General features: G+C 44.2%; 15 protein-coding genes, 2 tRNA genes and 3 rRNA genes. 5 read left to right on the top strand and 15 right to left on the bottom strand.

Annotated elements, in window-relative coordinates:
- Nucleotides 1-6 precede the first annotated feature (6 nt).
- The 14 genes from rrf to rplU form a co-directional block, all read right to left on the bottom strand.
- Nucleotides 7-121: ribosomal RNA gene (gene rrf, locus ACQY3F_RS02130) — 5S ribosomal RNA — on the bottom strand.
- Nucleotides 122-332: 211 nt separating this feature from the next.
- Nucleotides 333-3,228, bottom strand: a 23S ribosomal RNA gene (locus ACQY3F_RS02125).
- Nucleotides 3,229-3,598: 370 nt separating this feature from the next.
- Nucleotides 3,599-3,674 (bottom strand) — tRNA-Ala (locus tag ACQY3F_RS02120).
- Between the two features lie 238 nt (nucleotides 3,675-3,912).
- Nucleotides 3,913-3,989 (bottom strand) — tRNA-Ile (locus tag ACQY3F_RS02115).
- Between the two features lie 82 nt (nucleotides 3,990-4,071).
- Nucleotides 4,072-5,610: ribosomal RNA gene (locus ACQY3F_RS02110) — 16S ribosomal RNA — on the bottom strand.
- Together the 16S, 23S and 5S rRNA genes with 2 tRNA genes alongside form the textbook arrangement of a ribosomal RNA operon.
- A 552-nt stretch (nucleotides 5,611-6,162) precedes the next feature.
- Nucleotides 6,163-7,098 carry a Nudix family hydrolase gene (locus tag ACQY3F_RS02105; protein ID WP_428353263.1) on the bottom strand — a complete coding sequence of 312 codons (936 nt, stop codon included), beginning with the start codon at nucleotides 7,096-7,098 and terminating at the stop codon, nucleotides 6,163-6,165.
- Between the two features lie 3 nt (nucleotides 7,099-7,101).
- Nucleotides 7,102-8,316 carry a bifunctional glutamate N-acetyltransferase/amino-acid acetyltransferase ArgJ gene (gene argJ, locus ACQY3F_RS02100; protein ID WP_428353262.1) on the bottom strand — a complete coding sequence of 405 codons (1,215 nt, stop codon included), beginning with the start codon at nucleotides 8,314-8,316 and terminating at the stop codon, nucleotides 7,102-7,104.
- Nucleotides 8,317-8,411: 95 nt separating this feature from the next.
- Entirely contained in the window at nucleotides 8,412-9,557 is a 1,146-nt protein-coding gene (locus ACQY3F_RS02095) for a cation diffusion facilitator family transporter (protein ID WP_428353261.1), read from the bottom strand.
- Nucleotides 9,558-9,561: 4 nt separating this feature from the next.
- Nucleotides 9,562-9,789: a sulfurtransferase TusA family protein gene (locus ACQY3F_RS02090; RefSeq protein WP_428353260.1), complete on the bottom strand. Its 228-nt coding sequence runs from the start codon at nucleotides 9,787-9,789 to the stop codon at nucleotides 9,562-9,564.
- Nucleotides 9,786-10,826, bottom strand: a complete 1,041-nt coding sequence (locus ACQY3F_RS02085; protein WP_428353259.1) for a tRNA (5-methylaminomethyl-2-thiouridylate)-methyltransferase — start codon at nucleotides 10,824-10,826, stop codon at nucleotides 9,786-9,788. The genes ACQY3F_RS02090 and ACQY3F_RS02085 overlap by 4 nt, the downstream gene beginning before the upstream one ends.
- Nucleotides 10,827-10,841: 15 nt before the next feature.
- Nucleotides 10,842-11,963, bottom strand: coding sequence for a glutamate 5-kinase (gene proB, locus ACQY3F_RS02080; protein WP_428353258.1), 1,122 nt, complete (start codon nucleotides 11,961-11,963; stop codon nucleotides 10,842-10,844).
- Complete coding sequence (gene cgtA, locus ACQY3F_RS02075) at nucleotides 11,950-13,005, bottom strand: Obg family GTPase CgtA (protein ID WP_428353257.1); 1,056 nt, start codon at nucleotides 13,003-13,005, stop codon at nucleotides 11,950-11,952. The genes proB and cgtA overlap by 14 nt, the downstream gene beginning before the upstream one ends.
- A gap of 126 nt (nucleotides 13,006-13,131) precedes the next feature.
- Complete coding sequence (rpmA, locus tag ACQY3F_RS02070) at nucleotides 13,132-13,389, bottom strand: 50S ribosomal protein L27 (RefSeq protein WP_428353256.1); 258 nt, start codon at nucleotides 13,387-13,389, stop codon at nucleotides 13,132-13,134.
- Nucleotides 13,390-13,403: 14 nt separating this feature from the next.
- Entirely contained in the window at nucleotides 13,404-13,715 is a 312-nt protein-coding gene (gene rplU / locus ACQY3F_RS02065) for a 50S ribosomal protein L21 (protein WP_428353255.1), read from the bottom strand.
- Nucleotides 13,716-14,021: 306 nt separating this feature from the next.
- Between rplU and ACQY3F_RS02060 the strand changes: the two genes are divergently transcribed.
- Nucleotides 14,022-15,035 carry a polyprenyl synthetase family protein gene (locus ACQY3F_RS02060; RefSeq protein ID WP_428353254.1) on the top strand — a complete coding sequence of 338 codons (1,014 nt, stop codon included), beginning with the start codon at nucleotides 14,022-14,024 and terminating at the stop codon, nucleotides 15,033-15,035.
- Between the two features lie 39 nt (nucleotides 15,036-15,074).
- On the opposite strand, the gene ACQY3F_RS02055 is transcribed toward ACQY3F_RS02060, so the two are convergent.
- The gene (locus ACQY3F_RS02055; protein ID WP_428353253.1) at nucleotides 15,075-16,487 is read right to left on the bottom strand and encodes a multicopper oxidase family protein; all 1,413 of its coding nucleotides are present in this window, start codon (nucleotides 16,485-16,487) and stop codon (nucleotides 15,075-15,077) included.
- A gap of 459 nt (nucleotides 16,488-16,946) precedes the next feature.
- On the opposite strand from ACQY3F_RS02055, the gene ACQY3F_RS02050 reads away from it, so the two are divergent.
- The 4 genes from ACQY3F_RS02050 (at nucleotide 16,947) to ACQY3F_RS02035 (ending at nucleotide 22,176) form a co-directional block, all read left to right on the top strand.
- On the top strand, nucleotides 16,947-17,192 hold the full coding sequence (locus ACQY3F_RS02050) for a type II toxin-antitoxin system Phd/YefM family antitoxin (protein WP_428353252.1): 246 nt from the start codon (nucleotides 16,947-16,949) through the stop codon (nucleotides 17,190-17,192).
- A 5-nt stretch (nucleotides 17,193-17,197) separates the two neighbouring features.
- Nucleotides 17,198-17,569 carry a type II toxin-antitoxin system VapC family toxin gene (locus ACQY3F_RS02045; protein ID WP_428353251.1) on the top strand — a complete coding sequence of 124 codons (372 nt, stop codon included), beginning with the start codon at nucleotides 17,198-17,200 and terminating at the stop codon, nucleotides 17,567-17,569.
- A gap of 496 nt (nucleotides 17,570-18,065) precedes the next feature.
- Complete coding sequence (locus tag ACQY3F_RS02040; protein ID WP_428353250.1) at nucleotides 18,066-20,462, top strand: Lon protease family protein; 2,397 nt, start codon at nucleotides 18,066-18,068, stop codon at nucleotides 20,460-20,462.
- Nucleotides 20,431-22,176 carry a L,D-transpeptidase family protein gene (locus ACQY3F_RS02035; protein ID WP_428353249.1) on the top strand — a complete coding sequence of 582 codons (1,746 nt, stop codon included), beginning with the start codon at nucleotides 20,431-20,433 and terminating at the stop codon, nucleotides 22,174-22,176. The genes ACQY3F_RS02040 and ACQY3F_RS02035 overlap by 32 nt, the downstream gene beginning before the upstream one ends.
- The last annotated feature ends 159 nt before the right edge of the window (nucleotides 22,177-22,335 follow it).

Below are 22,335 nucleotides of genomic sequence, written 5' to 3'. Positions count from 1 at the left end.
TTAAGAGCTTGGCAATTCCCTACTTTCACATGGATAAATCCACACTATCATCGGCACTAAACGGTTTCACTTCCGAGTTCGAGATGGGATCGGGTGGTTCACGCTCGCTATGGTCACCAAGCAATTGGTGTTGATCAACTAGCCTGGTTTTATACCTTGTGGGTAGTTTCCTCGCTATCAATCGTCTCTTATCTAGCTTGTGGCTAAATAATTGGAAATCTGTGTTTTGAGTTTAAGAGGTTTCGTTCTCTTACAGTAAAAACGTTATGTCGCTTTCATACAACTCAAACAGCTCCCGAACGTGTTCTGTCCTGAAACGTATTTGGTGTTATATGGTCAAGCCTCACGGGCAATTAGTACAAGTTAGCTTCACACATTACTGTGCTTCCACACCTTGCCTATCAACGTCGTAGTCTTCGACGGCCCTTCAGGGAACTTAAAGTTCCAGTGAGATCTCATCTTGGGAGGGGCTTCCCGCTTAGATGCTTTCAGCGGTTATCCTGTCCGAACGTAGCTACCGGGCAATGCCATTGGCATGACAACCCGAACACCAGTGGTTCGTCCACTCCGGTCCTCTCGTACTAGGAGCAGCTTCCCTCAAATCTCAAACGCCCACGGCAGATAGGGACCGAACTGTCTCACGACGTTCTGAACCCAGCTCGCGTACCACTTTAAATGGCGAACAGCCATACCCTTGGGACCTGCTTCAGCCCCAGGATGTGATGAGCCGACATCGAGGTGCCAAACACCGCCGTCGATATGAACTCTTGGGCGGTATCAGCCTGTTATCCCCGGCGTACCTTTTATCCGTTGAGCGATGGCCCTTCCATTCAGAACCACCGGATCACTATGACCTACTTTCGTACCTGCTCGACTTGTCCGTCTCGCAGTCAAGCACCCTTATGCCATTGCACTAAACTCCTGATTTCCGACCAGGATTAGGGTACCTTCGTGCTCCTCCGTTACTCTTTGGGAGGAGACCGCCCCAGTCAAACTACCCACCATACACTGTCCCCAACCCCGATAAGGGGCCTAGGTTAGAACTTCAAACATACCAGGGTGGTATTTCAAGGGTGACTCCACCACATCTAGCGACATGGTTTCATAGTCTCCCACCTATCCTACACAAGTAGGTTCAAAGTCCAGTGTAAAGCTATAGTAAAGGTGCACGGGGTCTTTCCGTCTAGCCGCGGGTATACGGCATCTTCACCGCAATTTCAATTTCACTGAGTCTCGGCTGGAGACAGTGTGGCCATCGTTACGCCATTCGTGCAGGTCGGAACTTACCCGACAAGGAATTTCGCTACCTTAGGACCGTTATAGTTACGGCCGCCGTTTACTGGGGCTTCGATCAAGAGCTTCTCCGAAGATAACCCCATCAATTAACCTTCCAGCACCGGGCAGGCGTCACACCCTATACGTCCACTTTCGTGTTTGCAGAGTGCTATGTTTTTGATAAACAGTCGCAGCCACCAATTTATTGCAACCCTCTTCTGCTCCACCCGCAGGGGCTTCACATACCAAGGGTGAACCTTCTCCCGAAGTTACGGTTCCATTTTGCCTAGTTCCTTCAGCCGAGTTCTCTCAAGCGCCTTAGAATTCTCATCCCACCCACCTGTGTCGGTTTGGGGTACGGGTTGTTTTAACCTGATGCTTAGAGGTTTTTCTTGGAAGTATGGCATCAATCACTTCGTTTTTCACAAGGAAAAACTCGTCGTCACGCCTCAGCATTAAGAGTCCGGATTTTCCTAAACTCTCTGCCTACACGCTTAAACTTACATATCCAACAGTAAGCTGATCTAGCCTTCTCCGTCACCCCATCGCAGTTAGAACAAGTACAGGAATATTAACCTGTTTTCCATCGACTACGCCTTTCGGCCTCGCCTTAGGTCCCGACTAACCCTGCGTCGATTAGCGTTGCGCAGGAAACCTTGGGTTTTCGGCGTGGGGGTTTTTCACCCCCATTATCGTTACTCATGTCAGCATTCGCACTTCCGATACCTCCAGCCAACTTCTCAATTGACCTTCGCAGGCTTACGGAACGCTCCTCTACCACCTCCGTTTATAAATAAACGTCGATCCGTAGCTTCGGTACTATGCTTAGCCCCGGTAAATCTTCCGCGCAAACCGACTCGACCAGTGAGCTATTACGCTTTCTTTAAAGGATGGCTGCTTCTAAGCCAACCTCCTGGCTGTCTGGGCCTTTTCACATCGTTTCCCACTGAGCATAGATTTTGGGACCTTAGCTGACGGTCTGGGCTGTTTCCCTTTTCACGACGGACCTTAGCACCCGCCGTGTGTCTCCCGTGCTAAAACTTGTTGGTATTCGGAGTTTGCAACGGTTTGGTAAGTCGGGATGACCCCCTAGCCGTAACAGTGCTCTACCCCCAACAGTTATACACGAGGCTCTACCTAAATAGATTTCGAGGAGAACCAGCTATCTCCGGGCTTGATTAGCCTTTCACTCCGATCCACAGCTCATCCGCTCATTTTTCAACATAAGTCGGTTCGGTCCTCCAGTAGGTATTACCCCACCTTCAACCTGGCCATGGATAGATCGCCCGGTTTCGGGTCTACACCTTGCGACTAAACGCCCTATTAAGACTCGCTTTCGCTACGCCTTCCCTTATCGGTTAAGCTTGCCACAAAATGTAAGTCGCTGACCCATTATACAAAAGGTACGCAGTCACAGAACAAGTCTGCTCCTACTGCTTGTACGCATACGGTTTCAGGATCTATTTCACTCCCCTCTCCGGGGTTCTTTTCGCCTTTCCCTCACGGTACTAGTTCACTATCGGTCGATAAGGAGTATTTAGCCTTGGAGGATGGTCCCCCCATCTTCAGTCAACGTTTCACGTGCATCGACCTACTTAATATGTCAAAAAAGAGTTTTCGTGTACGGGGCTATCACCCTGTATCGCCAGACTTTCCAGACTGTTCCACTAACTCTATTCTGCTCGGCTGTTCCCCGTTCGCTCGCCGCTACTTAGGGAATCTCAATTGATTTCTTTTCCTCGGGGTACTTAGATGTTTCAGTTCTCCCGGTTCGCTTCTCTGACCCTATGTATTCAGGTCAGGATAATGGGCTTATGCCCATTGGGTTTCCCCATTCGGAAATCCGCGGGTCAAAGTTAGTTTGAAAACTCTCCGCGGCTTATCGCATCCTACAACGTCCTTCTTCGCCTCTTATCGCCTAGGCATCCACCGTATGCGCTTATTCACTTGACCATATAACCCAAATACGTCTTACACAGCTTGCGCTTTTCGCACGTCTGAATTATATGTTCACTGACATTTTCGCTTTTTCTGCTTGAGAACTCATTTAATATTTGACGCCACTTGATAGTTGCTTTCGCTGCTATTTCGCTTTGTCGCTTTTAAACTCGTTTGAAACTTTTTTGCTTTACTTTGTTTTGTTAAGTCGATTTTGCAATCAGCTTAACGCTACTAAATAAATTTATTTAGTTTACTTTACAGATTTCCAAATTGTTAAAGAGCTTATTAGCTTTAAAAAAAACTAATTCTATAAGTTCTGAAGTGTTTCTGCTTGTCTTCAAAATTTATAGAATTAGGTTTTGTCACTTTTTTCATCGAGTAATGGTGGAGCCAGGGAGGATCGAACTCCCGACCCCCTGCGTGCAAGGCAGGTGCTCTCCCAGCTGAGCTATGGCCCCAATTTTACTGGTCTTTTTACCCTTATGCCGCGTTGTTCTCGTCGCTCATTCAGTTACATACTTATGTATGCTCCTTCATTCACGCCTTCGTACGCCTTGCCTAAGGTTAAAAATCCTGCGTAAAAACTGATTTCTATCATCTTGTTGATAAACAGGAATTTCGTTCTGGGCAAGGCAAAATTCCGCGAAGTGTACGCTAGTACATGAGTGGAATTTTAACGCAGTCCAGTGCAAAATTTGGTGGGTCTGGGAGGATTTGAACCTCCGACCTCACCCTTATCAGGGGTGCGCTCTAACCAACTGAGCTACAGACCCAATAGTTGCGTTCAAGGTCAGTCTCGATTTACTTAAATCAAAATAATTTGTTGTGAGTACTCATAAAGCATTGCGTGCTTTGTAAGGAGGTGATCCAGCCCCAGGTTCCCCTAGGGCTACCTTGTTACGACTTCACCCCAGTCATGAATCACAAAGTGGTGAGCGACCTCCCGAAGGTTAGTCTACCCACTTCTTTTGCAACCCACTCCCATGGTGTGACGGGCGGTGTGTACAAGGCCCGGGAACGTATTCACCGCGACGTTCTGATTCGCGATTACTAGCGATTCCAACTTCATGGAGTCGAGTTGCAGACTCCAATCCGGACTAAGATCGGCTTTCTGGGATTTGCTTACTCTCGCGAGTTTGCGGCCCTCTGTACCGACCATTGTAGCACGTGTGTAGCCCTACCCATAAGGGCCATGATGACTTGACGTCGTCCCCACCTTCCTCCGGTTTATCACCGGCAGTCTCCTTAGAGTTCTCAGCATTACCTGCTAGCAACTAAGGATAGGGGTTGCGCTCGTTACGGGACTTAACCCAACATCTCACGACACGAGCTGACGACAGCCATGCAGCACCTGTCTCAGAGTTCCCGAAGGCACTCTACTATCTCTAACAGATTCTCTGGATGTCAAGGGTAGGTAAGGTTCTTCGCGTTGCATCGAATTAAACCACATGCTCCACCGCTTGTGCGGGCCCCCGTCAATTCATTTGAGTTTTAACCTTGCGGCCGTACTCCCCAGGCGGTCAACTTAATACGTTAGCTCCGCCACTAAGCCTGTATATAGGCCCAACGGCTAGTTGACATCGTTTACGGCGTGGACTACCGGGGTATCTAATCCCGTTTGCTACCCACGCTTTCGTTCCTCAGCGTCAGTTTTAGTCCAGGAAGTCGCCTTCGCCACTGGTGTTCCTTCAGATCTCTACGCATTTCACTGCTACACCTGAAATTCCACTTCCCTCTCCTAAACTCTAGTTTGCCAGTTTTAAATGCAGTTCCCAGGTTAAGCCCGGGGCTTTCACATCTAACTTAACAAACCGCCTACGAACGCTTTACGCCCAGTAATTCCGATTAACGCTTGCACCCTCCGTATTACCGCGGCTGCTGGCACGGAGTTAGCCGGTGCTTCTTCTAAAGGTAATGTCAAGAGACAGGATATTAACCTGCCTGTTTTCCTCCCAATTGAAAGTGCTTTACAACCCTCAGGCCTTCTTCACACACGCGGTATTGCTGGATCAGGCTTTCGCCCATTGTCCAATATTCCCCACTGCTGCCTCCCGTAGGAGTCTGGGCCGTGTCTCAGTCCCAGTGTGGCTGATCGTCCTCTCAGACCAGCTATAGATCGTCGCCTTGGTGAGCCATTACCTCACCAACTAGCTAATCTAACGCAGGCTCATCTATTAGCGCAAGGTCCGAAGATCCCCTGCTTTCCCCCGTAGGGCGTATGCGGTATTAGCATGGGTTTCCCCATGTTGTCCCCCACTAATAGGCAGATTCCTACGCGTTACGCACCCGTCCGCCACTCGTCAGCCAGAGCAAGCTCTGCTGTTACCGTTCGACTTGCATGTGTTAAGCATACCGCCAGCGTTCAATCTGAGCCATGATCAAACTCTTCAGTTTATAATCATTTTGTGACATCATCAGATGTGCCACCAATCTTTGTTTCGATTGTCAGAATTTACGTTTGTTAATCCGAAGATTAACGGTGTAGATTCTTATATCGATTATCTTTATCACGCCAATAATCTCTACAAGTACCCACACAAATTATTTTGATTTGTTTTTTTAAAGAGCTCAGAGCGGGATGTTTAAGCATTCCGCCCTGCTGAGTCCAACCATTCTACAGAGTCAAAACTCGTTGTCAATGTTTGTTTTCAGAACCCGTTTCCCAAAAAACCTAACCGGAAAACAATGCGCCAAACACCCACACCAACCGGACCCGAAGGCCCAACCTCAATCTCTTAAGGAGCCGACCATTATAGCGTTCATATCTATTTGGTCAAGCTTTTATTTTCAGCCACCTGATAAAAAACCAGATCACTTCAAAAAACCGGATTAAGCTCTATGGCAGGCTATAAAAACTCACCTTGAAACCAGACCCGACTCCCCTCAACTTGCGTTGAAGAGCCGGCAATTATACAACTAATTCAATTTACGTCAAGTCCTTATTTTTTACTTTGGGGGATATTTAAATAAACTGATACCCGATATACCTTGCGCACCTGAGCCAGCCGCCTTTTCAAAGTCTTGCTTTTTAATGCCACCTAAAGCAAAAACAGGAATATTTACTTGCGCCACCCACTCTTCGAATTGTTGCCAGCCTAGAGGCTTTGCCTCTGGATGTGAGCTTGTTTGCATTACAGGTGATAACACTGCAAAATCCAGCGCTAGTTGTTCCGCCTTTTTTAATTCTTGCAAGTTATGGCATGATGCAGCCACAACCCCTGAACTTTCAGGCCGTTTTTTTAAATTCATTAGATCTAAAGCGGTTAGATGCAGACCTTCATGCAAGGGTTTCTTTACTGGTATTTGCGAATTAAGCAAATAACTTAACTCTAACTCGCTACACCTTAACCTTACAGCCTCTAAGATTAGCTTTGTATCGGATTTTGAAAGGCCTTTGACTCTAATCTGCACCAGGTCGACACCCTGACTTACAACACTTTCCAGTTTCTGCAATACTTCCCGGACATTATTACCACCCACTATTGCGTACTGCCGCCCGAGCTTAATTGCCTTTAGAATAGGTTTATTAGCCTCTGGAAACTTATAGCTATCTAGCTCACGCAAAGTCACCCACAGTAAAGGCTGGCCTTCTTTTCCTATGGGCACACCTTCGTATTCATGAACTTCACGTACATACAAGCGTACCTTTAGATCTGGATAGTTATAATTAATCTTAATTAACGGCCGGGAGCTTTTAGTTTTTATATTAAGCTCTTCAAATAACTCCCTATCTAAAGCTTGTGCATCATTTTCGGATGGCTCAAATTTACCACCTGGAAACTCCCATAAACCACCCTGATGAGCATCATCTTTACGCCGAGCGATTAAAATTCGTCCAGATTTATCCCACACAACACCGACTGCAACATCAATTCCGGGCATAGATTAAGTTCTATACTCCGCGTTTATGCGCACATAATCATAGGAAAAATCACAGGTCAGAACTTGCTGTTCCTGCTCACCTCGACCTAAAACAACTGTCACGGTAATTTCCTGCTGGTCCATAATTTTTTGACCCGCAGCCTCTGTATACGAACTGGCGCGGCCGCCCTTTTCAACGATACAGACTTCACCCAGATAGATAGAAATTTTTTTCACATCCAGCTGATCAACTCCCGAGCGCCCTATCGCCGCCAGAATACGCCCCCAGTTCGGATCATTGGCAAAAAAAGCTGTTTTCACCAGAGGGGAATGAGCGATGGTTTTCGCCACTTCAACAGCCTCAGCATCACTGCTTGCTTGCTGAACCTTAATTTTAATTAATTTAGTCGCACCCTCACCATCGCGGATAATCGCCTCTGCCAGGAACATACATGCTTCCTGAACAGCCAGCTGAAACGCCCCCATGGTATCAGTACCAGGCATGATTTCAGGCAGAGAACTTGCTCCGCTCGCCATCAATACGCAAGCATCATTGGTTGAAGTATCACCATCAACAGTAATTCTATTAAAGGACTGCTCGACCGCTACAGACAAACATTGCTGTAGATTTTGCTGAGAAATTGTCGCATCTGTTGCGATAAAGCCCAGCATAGTTGCCATATTCGGCTGTATCATGCCCGCGCCCTTAGATATTCCGGTAATAGTCACGGCACATCCGTCTATTTCAATAACTTTCGAATAGCCTTTGGCAAAAGTATCCGTGGTCATAATCGCATGGGCTGCTTTAAGCCAATTATCTTCTACTAGGTTTTCCTGCGCTTTTGGCAAGGTGTCGACTATTTTAATGATAGGCAAAGCCTCACCAATAACACCTGTAGAGAATGGCAATACCTGTTCTGCACCAACCTGAGCTAGCTGCGCAACTTCAACGCAACTAAGCTCCGCATCTGCCATGCCTTGCTCCCCCGTTCCCGCATTAGCGTTTCCGGAATTGATTAATAGATAACGTGGCTGTTTACTTAAATGATCTTTCGCCACTGTCACCGGCGCCGCACAAAAAGCATTTTGTGTAAAAACAGCAGCGCAAGTTGCACCTTCAGCCATTTCTATTAATAACAAATCATCTCGCTCAGTTTGTTTGATGCCTGCACAGGCCGTGCCTAATTTAACACCAGATACCGCATGCATTAGCGGAAATTCAATATTACCGACTGCCATAACCTTCTCTCTTTAACTTATAGTACAAACTGTATTAGCTAATTAGCCCCGTCAAGAAATGCGGGCTAAAGCCACGCCCTACAACAACTATTGAACTACGCCTTGAAAAATACTATCACCCGGCTTATTTGCTCGATTTCTTGCTGCAGTACGACACAACGCTTCTTTATGGTTTCCACTTGCTGAGACAAGCTAAACATTGTGTGTGGCAAAACCACCTCTAGTTCAACCTTACCTCTTATATAGTGAATTCTGAAGCTATCTATTAAAGGGTAATTTTCTGCCAGATATTCCTGTAAATATTGATCAATATCCTGGCGTAATAAAATATTATTCTGCTCAATGACGTACTCATCATTTTCAGGATCTACATGCACTAGCACATCCTGCACATCATCGAATTTCGCAATTAACACATCTCTAACCACATCCGCGATCATATGCCCTTCCGACACTGTAATGCGCGAATTAACCACTATATGTGCATCTACCAACGCATCCTCGCCCATTTGCCGAGTACGTAATAAATGTATATTTTTAACCCCTTCTGTTGCAGCAATCTCGGCCCGAATTTGATCTACATCTGCTTCGGATAAACCCGTATCAACTAACTCTTTGATGCTATCCGACACCAGATTAACCCCAATTTTTGCCACCATTAAGGCGACAATAACCGCTGCTACCGCATCTGCCCAAATATAGCCTAATAAGGATCCCGCTATACCAATCAATACTACAACTGAAGAAATCGCATCACTACGATGATGCCAGGCATTTGCTAACAATAGTTTTGAACGTGTTACTGCAGCAGCTCGCTTAGTATATTGATACAGCCACTCATTTGCTAAAATTGAAATTGCCGCAATTCCCAGAGCATCCTGATGCGGAATCAGTATCCGCTCCGGCTGCAACATCCTTTGATATACATCCCAGGCGATACCCGAAGCAACCACTATTAACCCTATACCTAAGACAACTGTTGCAATGGTCTCAAAACGACGATGACCATAGGGGTGGTCATGATCAGCCTCACGCGCACCCAACTTAACTGCAATTAAAACCAGAAGATCACTGGCTAAATCAGATAATGAATGCACACCATCAGCAATTAACGCAGCCGATTGACCTAATATACCAAAAGTAATTTTTATAATGCTTAAAAAAACATTAACCAGCGCACCAACGATTGTGACCCGGTTTTTTAGTTTGATTATTTTTTGCGCATCATAGACTTCGGGCATGGCATTACTCACCCACTTGTAAAACAATTATAAATTCATATTCATCAGACTGGGTTTCTAAAACCTTATGACCATTAATTCGGCACCAGGTTGGAATATCCTGCAGCACCCCGGGATCAGTACAGGTTACCGTTAGCACATCGCCTTGCTGCAACTGCTTGACTTTATCCTGAGTACGAATAACCGGCATAGGACATAGCAAGCGACTCGCATCCAGGTCATACTGGCTCATACAAACCAATCCTTTGGCATCTCATCGACACCGAAGGGCTTAACTTGCAAAGTAGATTCATTTCCTGCAAGATCTCGAACCGATACTTCAACTTGTTGCGCATCTCTACCTTGACCATATCGAGCAACTATCCGCGCCGCCAAATGTAAATCTTCTGCACCAGGATCACCATCAATCAGTGCCAGTGGCCCTCTATGACTAGCGCAGTTCATATTGATATAATTTTTCTTATAACCCTGCAGAAAACGCCCTTCGCCATCTTCACGCGCAACAATCAATTTAAAATCCTGATTCGGACGGATATGCCGACCGACTTTTAACAACATGACGTCATCAAGCTCGTAATCTTTTGTGCCACGCGCTTTCCATAAATCCACCAATTTTGCAGAATAACTTTCATCGGTTAAAAAACAACAACCGCCTGCTGGCTGAGAGTAATCTTTGAAGCCATATTCATCTGCTAAGGCCATTTGCGGCTTACGCGAACGCCCACTAAAATCAAATAATTTATCCCGGCTAATCCAGCCTTCTCGCTCAGGCAAGGTCATCGGCAAACTCTGCCCACATAATGGCCGCACCAAACGATCATCAGCACCTGATTGTTCGGCAATAATCGGCATAGTTTCCCTACGCTGCGACATAGGCCGCTGCCCCATCACTTCGCCGGTAATAATAAAATCAAAGTCATTTTCCTGAATCCATTGCTTAGCCCTGTTGACCATAAATATTTTACAGTCCAGACAGGGGTTCATATTAGCCCCATAGCCATGCTTAGGATTTATCAGGACATCTTTATACTCTTCAATAACGTCAATAATATGCAGTTTAATACCCAAGGTTTCCGCCACCCATAAAGAATTATTACGCTTGGGCTTTTCTTTATCTTTTTTCCTGATGGCATGCGTGTGTCCTTCCACACAAAATCCGGTAAAGAAATTAATACCTTCCACATGCACGCCTTGCTCCATAATGGCTTTTGTTGCCAACATAGAGTCTAGACCGCCTGAAATTAATGAGACTGCTTTGATTTGCTTCATACTACTTAACCTTAATTAAACCAACACCAGGTTATCTCTATGAATCACTTCTTCATCATCGGAATAACCCAAAATATTTGCAAACTGACTGCTAGCACAACCTTTAATCTGCTCGATTTCAGCAGATGTGTAATTCACTAAGCCACGCGCCACTTCGACACCTGCCGAGTCAATACAAACGACTAATTCACCCCGGCTAAAATGACCTTCTACCGCCTTAATACCGACTGCCAATAAACTTTTACCTGATTTGCGCAATACATTCACCGCACCTGTGTCTAGCACCAAACGGCCTTTCGCCTGCAACTGTCCTGCTAGCCACTGCTTACGCGCAACAATAGGCTCAATACTTGCGTACAGATAAGTCCCTATATCCTCACCCGCAACAACTTTGGTCAGCACATTTTCCATATCGCCCGAGGCTATCACCGTTGATGCTCCGGAGCGGGAAGCTAAGCGAGCTGCGCTGACCTTAGTCGCCATGCCACCGCGACCCAAACCACTGCGACTTTCACCTGCCATCGATTCCAGTCGAGAATCATCCGAACAAATCTCTGTTATTAAAACAGCATCCGCATTAACACCTGGGTCAGAGTCAAACAAACCCAATTGATCGGTTAAAATAATCAATAAATCAGCTTCAACCAGATTAGCAACCAAGGCTCCTAGAGTATCGTTATCACCAAAACGAATTTCTTCAGTGGCAACTGCATCATTCTCATTAATAACCGGAACCACTTTATAATCTAATAAAGAAATTAAGGTACTGCGTGCATTCAAATACCGCTTACGATCTGACAAATCATCATGCGTTAATAAAACCTGCGCGGCATGCAATCCATGCGTCTGAAAATTAGATTCAAAAGCCTGCACCAGGCCCATCTGCCCCACAGATGCAGCCGCCTGCAATTCATGCAAAGCCTTAGGCCGAGTTTTTAACCCAAGCCGCGACATACCTTCCGCCACCGATCCAGATGAAACTAAAACAACCTCAATACCCTGTTGTGTTAGTTTTGCCATCTGCGCTACCCAGACAGTAATCGCCTTTTTATTTAAACCTTTACCGCCATCAGTCAGTAGCGCACTGCCAATTTTAATAACGATGCGTTTCGCTTTGGCAAACTCACTCCGGCTCATGCTCTTTTTCCAGCTGCTTGTTTAACAATGTTTGTTCTTCCAAAAACGCCATAATATCAAACATCAAGTTACGTGTGCCTTCGGATTTTAGAGCAGATATCTGATACACCGGCCCTTCCCAGGCCAATTCATCAACAATCTTTTGGCAAAAATCCTGCTGATCTTCATCAGCCTGCAATCTATCCATCTTATTTAATATCAACCAGCGCGGCTTATTGGCTAAATCATCACTCCATTTCTCTACTTCAGCAATAATTTTTCTCGCTGATTCTACCGGAGAATCCATCGATTCATAAGGCTTGACATCAACCAGATGCATCAGCAACTTGGTACGCGCCAGATGTTTTAAAAACTGCAAACCCAAGCCCGCACCATCCGCAGCACCTTCTATAACACCAGGAATATCAGCAATCACAAAACTGCGCTGATCATCGACACTGACGACACCTAAATTTGGCACCAAAGTAGTAAAAGGATAATCTGCTACACGTGGTTTTGCAGAAGAAACAGCACGGATTAAACTGGATTTACCAGCATTAGGCATTCCCAATAAACCCACATCGGCAATTAGCGTTAGCTCCAGCTGTAAAACCCTATGCTCACCTTTAGACCCAGCAGATGATTGCTGCGGTGCACGGTTGATACTACTTTTGAATCGAGTATTACCCAACCCATGAAACCCGCCTTGAGCAACCAGCAGCTTTTCGCCCACGGCAACAAGCTCACCTAATTTCTCATTGGTTTGCTTATCATGCACCTCGGTACCCGGAGGCACAGCAACATAAATATCTTCACCTTTTCTACCAGTACATTGCCGACCCATTCCATTTTGACCGCGCTGTGCTCTGTGCACTGAATGGAATCGAAAATCTACCAGCGTGTTAATATTATCTGTAGCAATCAGGTAAACACTACCACCGTCACCACCGTCACCTCCGTCAGGACCGCCTTTAGGAATATATTTTTCACGCCGAAAACCTATACAGCCATTTCCACCATCACCCGCTTCAACACGAATTTCTGCTTCATCAACAAATTTCATACGCCTAAAAACCCCTTTTGCGAAAAATAGGCAAAAAAAAACCCCGTCTTTGCGGACGAGGTTTTTTTGCTATTCTAATATATCGGCTATCGCCTGATAAGTCAGGCTATAAGCTATATAAAAGAACTATGCTGCAACGATACTAACAAATTTACGTTTCTGAGGACCTTTAACCTCAAATAAAACCTGTCCATCTGTCGTTGCAAATAAAGTATGATCTTTACCGCAACCTACATTCGTTCCCGCATGAAAACGTGTTCCTCGTTGACGAACAATAATGCTACCTGCACTTACTGTTTGACCGCCATAACGTTTAACACCTAGGCGATTCGAATTAGAATCACGACCGTTTCTAGTACTACCACCCGCTTTCTTATGAGCCATTGTAAATCCTCGTGTTAAGCAGAAATACCAGTCACCTGGACTTCCGTGTAATATTGACGATGACCCATTTGTTTCATGTGGTGCTTACGTCTTTTAAATTTAATGATTTTAACTTTTTTATGTCTGCCTTGCGCAGTCACTGTTGCAGTAACTTTGCCGCCATCAACATAAGGCTGGCCTATTTTAACTGCATCATCAGACTTGACCATAAGTACATTGTCGAATTCAACGCTGTCGCCCATACCAAGCTCAAGTTTTTCTATTTTTAAGGTAGTACCTTCTTCAACACGGTATTGTTTACCGCCAGTTTGAATTACCGCATACATTTGCGTCAGCTCCATCAAGCAACATTCTATTAAAAGTGAACAGAGAATTATAATCACTAATAAAACTCACGTCAACTAAAAGTATGTAAAGAATATTAACGGACTTCAAAATAACACAATCAAACAAATAACACCATAAGGTATTTTTAAACACTATGTTCTGGTAACATAAGCGCATTATAAATTGTTCAAGTGATAATTTACAGGCGTTTAAGCAAGCAATAATCGCATATGTGATCAGGCAAAAGGCCCAGATCACTTAAACTAAGCGCCTAATTTCTAAATTTTATTTACCAATATGAATCAATGACAGCTTCGCAAAACTCAACTAATAAAGCACAAACACCCATTGATTTTGCATCAATCCAGCGCTTAACAGAAAGCGAAGCCCAGGCAGTCGACCAATTAATTCTGCAAGAACTCACTTCCGATGTCGTACTTATCAATCAAATAGGTCACTACATTATCAATAGTGGTGGTAAACGCCTGCGCCCCATGCTTTTATTACTCACAGCAAAAGCTCTGGGTTATCAGGAAAGCGATCACCATCTGTTATTAGCTGCCGTCATTGAGTTTATTCATACTGCAACATTATTACACGATGATGTAGTCGATGAATCTGACTTACGCCGTGGCAAAGATTCTGCCAATGCAGTATGGGGCAATGCAGCCAGCATTCTGGTCGGTGATTACCTTTACTCCAGCGCATTTGAAATGATGGTACGCACCGGCAATATGCGCGTAATGGAGATCCTTTGTAAAACCACTACTGCGATTGCTGAAGGTGAAGTATTACAACTATTAAATTGCAACAACCCGGCAACCACTGAAGCAAAATACCTGGAAGTTATTTCCCGCAAAACCGCGATTCTTTTTAGCGCCGCGACTCAACTAGGCGCTGTTATTACTAATGCTGGTCCTGCCCTTGAAGAAAGTATGGCCGCTTATGGACAACACCTTGGCATCGCATTTCAACTTATCGATGACGCACTGGATTACACATCCAGTAAAGATGAGTTAGGTAAAAATCTGGGTGATGACCTGGCGGAAGGCAAACCGACCTTGCCCCTTATTTATGCTATAGAGAATGGCACCAAAGAGCAGGCAGACGTGATCATTAATGCGATCAAAACAGGCGACAGAGATTCATTTAATGAAGTCTATGAGATTGTTAAAGCAACGAATGCTATCACCTATACCGAGCAGCGCGCGGATGATGAAGCACAACAAGCAATCGACGCATTGAGTAATCTACCTGACTCTGAATTCAAGAGTGCACTGGAGCTACTTGCGCGTTTTTCTGTGCAGCGAAACTATTAAACCAGACATCTACTACACTTTACTGCGACCGCGATTGGCTTATTTAACCTTAATAGTCGTCATCATACCCGCTTCGGCATGCTCAAGAATATGACAGTGATTAGCCCACAGCCCTTTATCTAGCGGGATAATTCCTATATCAATTGACTGTTTAGGCCCAATTAAAACCGTATCACGCCAGTAGCGCTCCTCTACAGCTTTGCCATTTTTGGCAATGACTTTAAAAAACTGCCCATGAAGATGCATTGGGTGCAATCTTGACGATTTATTAGTAAAACGCAAGCTGTAAAACTGTCCCGAGGTCAATTCATAAGCAGCATTTTCAGGCCAGATCTTATCGTCAATTGTCCAGGAAATACCATAAACACCTCCACGTTTAGCATTTAATACATATTCGTGCTCAATGGGAAGTTTTGTTGCATCAGCCCAGCGCGGAAATTGTATGGCACGAGGCGAATCAAATACGGGGGTTTCAACCGCTTCCTCAGCAGCAACTTGCAAAAAAGCCAACGCACTTTTTTGTCTACCATAAAGATTCTGCACTAATAGTTTTTTCCCTGCCAGTGATTTTGGGATGATAATATCAAGATCAACCCGATTACCAGGCGCAACATAAAACTCCTGCAGCGGAAAAGGAGCTTCCGTCAGCATGCCATCCACTGCTATTACATAGGGCATCAGCCTTGCAAACGCAGGAGAAAAAACTCTACCATTAGCAACATTAATCATTCTGATACGGATTCTTTCTCCAGCTTTAACCTGAAATATAGGTTGATATCTCCCATTGATTGTTAATACATTTCCCCATCGGCCATCATGCGCAAGATCGTGCCTGGTTACAAAATTTGCAGAGACTTGCCAATCTTTTGTTAATAGCCAGTCATCCAGGACCCAGACAAATTCCTGAGAATATTCTGGCTCATCTGGATCCTCAACAATCAGAACACCATGCAGCCCTCGTTCAATCTGTTCTGCAGCATTAACATGCGGATGAAACCAGAAAGTACCCGCATCTTTTGGCGTAAATTTATAAGTAAAACTATCACCCGACTGAACTGGAGCTTGAGTGACTCCGGGCACACCATCCATCGCATTTGGCACACGTATACCATGCCAATGGATAGTTGTCGCCTGGGGTAAATTATTAATTAATTTAAGCTGCAGCGTATCGCCTAATTTGATTCGAATAACCGGACCAGGAACCATCCCATTATAAGCCCAGACTAAAGTTTTATAAGGTGGAATTATCCCAATGTTATTTTCAGCAGCAACTAACTCAAAAGATTTAATTTTCCCTGTTGGCTTCTGTTGCTCGGGATAGCTGTTAGTAAATTCATTTTTAAGCTCTTTTTTGAGATCAGAAATCGAGAAGTCGGATTGCCCTGCCACACCAAGAGATGATGACAAACAAAAACCCAAAAGACTGGAAAGAACCAGATGAGTAATTTTCATGTGTAATTGAGAGTAAATTAAATGTCTTGCCTTGATTATAGACTCAATCACTATGGACTGAAAAACCATAGTTTTACCAAAAACCTATCCGATTAGATTATTTTTTATCACCCCTGATTCGCAACCCGTGACCAGCCCTCCCTCCGAAATTTCTATGCAAGGTAATTATTAATAGCTGCATAAGTTCTTGCACTATTATTGGGGAGTAGGCCTACATGAAGCAATGCGGGATAAAGCCAGTGCCCCACTCATTGAAACTTTACACTGCGAATACTTTTGCAACTATTAATATTAATCTCCAATACCCTTCAAAATATAAACATCACCCTTAAAATGAAAACACTACGCTACTCAGCTCTGCGCGATGCATTGCCATACCAACTTGACAACTTGACAACTTGACAACTTGACAACTTATATATTATAAGTATGTGTCTCTACCAAAACACAAGAAAAGTCATGCAAACGATTCAAGTAGGCCAATTAAAATCTGAGTTTTCCTCGGTACTAGAAAAAGTTCATAAGGAAGGGGAAACCTACGTCATCGAATTTGGCAAAAAACATAAAAAAGTCGCCATGTTAGTTCCCTATAAAGAAGAACCAAAAAAAAGAATTTTTGGACAACTACAAGGCACATTAGATATACCTGATGATTTTGATGAAGAATCCGAAGAAATCAATTGGATGTTTTACGGCAAAGAATAAACAGCATGACTATTATTATCGATACTCATGTTTTTTTATGGCTGCTAAATAATCCATCGCGTATAAAGCCGGAACATATGGAGTGTATAGAAAATACAGCTAATAAAATTTTATTAAGCTCCATGAGTATCGCTGAACTAATGATAAAAAAGTCGATTGGAAAATTGAATTTTGACTTTGATATACTGCAAATGGCAGAAAACATGGGCATTGAAATATTAGACTTCACAGGTTTTGATGCCCTACAGCTAGAAGCACTTCCGCTGCACCATAAAGACCCGTTTGATCGCATGATAATTGCCCAGGCTCGATCAAATAGATTTTCAATGATTAGTTATGATAGTAAATTTGGCTTTTATGACTGTCAGCTCATATGAGCCGAGAAAAATCAGTTGCTCACGGTTTCTAGGATAAGCAGACAAGACCGATACAACTCGTGGATGGGAAGATTACACCCCGGAAATGACCGACGCTGAAATCTTGCAACGCTTATTAAAGATTAACTTAGGAACGTGCACGGAATAACTTAATCAACTGGCTTGTCTTTTTCATCCGTCTTCTGCGTTGTAGAAACTGTTACGTAGCTGGCTATGCGCCTGTTTCTACGTCCCCGTATCAAGTACGGGGCAGGCTTTGAATACGAATAAAAATCCTGCGCCAGATGCTCAACTTATTCCGTGCGCGTTCCTTAACAAGTTAAAGTCCTAGCTACGCATACCATTATTGTCAGAATACTAATAGAGCGCTAACTTGTCTGCCGGGATTAGCGGACTGAAGTCCGCTCTACATGGCAGGTCAATATAACAATATGTCCCCTTCCCACGACATCAATGCTAAAATCAGTAAACTCTGTTACGCCATTCATTTTAGGATATGACCGACTCGTTAAAACTTTCTGTATCATCTTTAAAGCTACAAATTAATCAATCGGATTACTCTATTCCTAATGAACAGAAGAATTCTCTAGCCACAAATATTTTAGGACAGGAACGCGCTCAATCGGCGCTTGGTTTTGGAGTCGCCATGCAAAACCCTGGCTATAATATTTATGTGATGGGTGAGCCCGGTACAGGCCGTTTATCGATGATCACCAATCATTTGACACCTATTTCGCATCAACAAGAAACACCCCCCTCTTATGCTTATGTAGAAAATTTTGAAAATAACAGAGAGCCGTTCGCTATTGAGCTACCTGCTGGACAGGCACAGGCATTTTGCAAAGATATTAATCGCCTAATCGATAATTTAATTGCGACTTTTCCAGAAGCCTTTGAAAGCCCTAGCTACCAGCAAAAAAAGACGACGATAGAGCGCGCCTTCAATCAGCTGTATAACGGAGCGATTGATGTTATCGAGCAGCAATCGAAAAAGAAAAACATTGCCCTATTTCGTGATACTGAATCCATCACTTTCGCGCCGATACGCGAAAATAAGGTTTTAGACGAAGAACAATTTAATCAACTATCACAAGAAGAACGTGATGCTTTCCATAAAGACACTGAAATACTGGAAGATGCTTTAGGTGATGCTTTAATCGAGCTACCTCAATGGCGTCGTGCGCTGGTTGAAAAAAACCGCCAGCTGGATAATGTCACTATCCGCGTGGCTATCTCACCGTTATTTAAAGAACTGACTGATCGCTATCAAAATATTGATACGGTTATCACTTATCTTAGCGAAATTAAAAAGGACCTGGGCGAGACCATTAAAGATCTGTTTGTGCAAACACAGTCTTTAGAAGGCATTAGCGACAGCACAAAAAAACAACTACTTAAAGATCAGTACCAGCCTAATGTACTGATTGACTATAAAGAAAATACCGGTGCCCCGGTTATTTATGAATCCAACCCAACTTACCAGAACCTTTTTGGGCGCATAGAATATAGTAGCGATCAGGGCGCATTGACAACTAATTATCGACGTATCTGCTCTGGCTCTTTACATCAGGCAAATGGTGGTTATTTAATCTTGGATGCAGACAAACTTTTAAACGCGCCTTTCGTCTGGGAAGGCTTGAAAAGAGCTTTAAAGTCAGGGCGCATTGAAATTGAATCTCCTTATACTGAACTAGGGATAAATACAGTGACTTTAAAACCTGAAGTCATCCCGCTCAATATTAAAGTTATTCTGGTAGGTTCGCGCGAGATCTATTACTTATTGCAAGACCTGGATGACGAGTTTAACGAAATGTTCCGCATTCTGGCAGACTTTGATTACCATATTCCGCGCACCCGTCCGAATATGCAGAACTTTGCGCAACTGATGAAGAAACAAGCGCATGACTCGGGCACGAAACCTTTAACCGAGTCCGCCATTATCAGTTTGATGGAGCACAGTTGTCGCCTTGCGGAACACCAGCAACGCCTGTCAGCGCATATTAATGATGCCCTGGAGATTATTGGCGAAGCCAATTTTTTAGCAAAATCTGCCGACATTGATAGCACCGATATAGAACAAGCACTTGCTGCACGCGAATACCGTAATGGCAGAATAGCGCAGAGTATTCTGGAAGAAATGCTGGATGGCACCATATTAATCAACACCTCTGACAGCGTTATTGGGCAAATTAATGGTCTGACTGTACTTGAAGTCGGCGGCAGTAGCTTTGGCGCGCCCTCGCGCATTACAGTCACTGTTTACCCAGGTTCACGCGGCATTGTAGACATTGAGCGTGAAGCCGAGCTTGGGCTGGCGATTCATTCCAAAGGAGTGATGATTTTAACCGGCTATCTGGGTAGTTGTTATGCACAGGAGTTTCCACTGGCCATTTCAGCCAGCATTGCTCTGGAGCAATCCTACGGACATATCGATGGCGATAGTGCGGCTCTTGCCGAGTTATGCTGCCTAATTTCGGCTCTGACCTTAATACCCATCAAACAAAGCTTTGCGGTTACCGGCTCCATTAATCAATATGGAGAAGTTCAAGCGATAGGCGGAGTCAATGAAAAAATCGAAGGCTTCTTCAATCTCTGCAAAGGTCGCGGCTTAACAGGGGAACAAGGCTGTATTATTCCACAGGCCAATATTCGTAATTTAATGTTAAAACAGGAAATTATTGATGCGGTCGCGGATAATGCATTTGCTATTTATGCTGTTGCTAATGTCAATGAGGCTCTGGAACTTCTGACAGGGGAACTGGTAGGCAAGAAAGATAAAAATGGCGAATACCCCAAAGATAGCCTAAACTTCAAAGCAATCTCCCGACTTAAGGAGATTTCTGACTTAGGCCATGATAAAGATGAAGACAGTAATGAAGAAGTGGACTTATAGCACTACTTGCCTGCTAATCTGGGCGCTACTGTGCTCAGTCAAGCTATATGCTGCAAGCAGTCATGATGCACTGTTTGAGGTTCTGCTTGATGCAAACAGCCACCCCTACTTTCAGCAGCCTTTGGATAGTAGCGAACAAGCCAAGCTCAAAAAACTATACCAACTCAATGAAAACCAACTGCTGTGGTTTAGCAGCGAACACCCAGTTAAAACCATTAATCAACTCTTAGAGCTTTATGCCGCTGCACCCACTCAGGGCTTAAACAGTGACGATTATGCCTACCAGTACCTAAAATCAAAATGGTTAAATATTCAACAGAGCAACCCTGACTTCTATCAATTTGCTGTCTTTGATACCGCTCTTAGCTTAACTTTCATACGTTACCTAAAAGACTTGCATTATGGGCGGGTAGCCGCAAAACTTCAGGGCTTTCGGCTAGACCCCAAAAAAAACATCGATCTCGCAAGTGCCATATATGGAGCAATACAAATTGGCGCACTTGACTCGCTTGTTGCGGACCTAGAGCCACAGCTCAAACCCTATCAGCAACTTAAAACAGCTTTAGTTAAATACCGGCGGCTGGCACAACAATTTAAACAACCACTGCATTTTGCGCTGAAAGAAAGTTTGCACCCCGGCGACTGGTCCAGCGAAGTCAGTAAACTACGCCTACATCTGAATGCCCTAAGCACCCCAATCGGGCAAGCCATCGAGCCCTCTATCGATAGCAATAATGTCTATACAGAAGACCTTGTTATCAAGGTTAAAGCGCTACAAACGCAGCACGGTCAGCTCAATGATGGCATCATTGGGAAGCAAACTCTTGCAACTTTAAACACACCGTTCGAACATCGAGTAGAACAAATCGAACTCGCTATGGAAAGATTGCGCTGGATTTCTGTACCCCGGCAAAGCCCTTTTATTCTGGTTAATATTCCTGCTTTCCAGTTGTGGGCATTTAACACTGAGGAACATAACCTAAGCGACCCCCTGACTATGCGTGTGATTGTCGGTAAAGCTAAAAACAGAATTAAGCCTTACGAGAAAGAGAGCAAGAAAAAAGCACTGCAAACTCCGATATTTACAGCTAAATTAAGCTACCTGGTTTTTAATCCCTACTGGAACATCCCAGAGAGTATTCTGCTGCAAGAAATTTTACCCTTATTAGAGCAAGACCCCGATTATTTACAGAAAAATAATATGGAAATCGTATCGCGCTTTGCACACGATGCGCCTGTCTATGCATTAAATGAAACAAACATACAGCGCTTATACAACAAGCAGCTACACCTACGTCAACGTCCTGGCCGAAAAAATGCTTTGGGCCATATCAAGTTTATTTTCCCCAATAATCACAATATCTATTTACACGATACGCCTGCCCGTTCATTATTCAAACGCAGTAAGCGCGACTTTAGCCATGGCTGCATACGCGTGGAAAACCCTAATATCTTAGCTGAATTTGTATTAAGCAATCAAAGCGAGTGGAATGCTACAAAAATCAAGCAGACGATGCGCTCCAATAAACCCAGTATTGTTGATGTAAAACAGAAAATACCCGTGCTAATTTTTTACAGTACCGCTTTGCCTAGTCCCGCAGGCATTGCATTTTACCCGGATATCTATGACCACGATAGTGCTTTAACTGTTGCTCTGGATCAACGCAGCAAGATTTTTGCTACCGTGCAAACGCCTTTACTTGTGGCTTTTTAAAGATGGGCTTATCCAGAATGAGCGAAGGCGCCTGGAAATAAATAAGCGTCCAATATTTGGGCAGGATTTTTGTTTGTCATTCTGCGCTGTAGAAACTGTTAAGTACTTGCGTAAAATTAATTTTACAATTCTGTAGGATGGGTAGAACGTAGCATCGGT

The organism is Methyloprofundus sp. (genome assembly GCF_965251085.1).
In the GTDB taxonomy this organism is placed as follows: domain Bacteria; phylum Pseudomonadota; class Gammaproteobacteria; order Methylococcales; family Methylomonadaceae; genus Methyloprofundus.
Note: the sequence above shows the minus strand (reverse complement) of the source record. Positions and strands in the feature narration are given on the sequence as shown.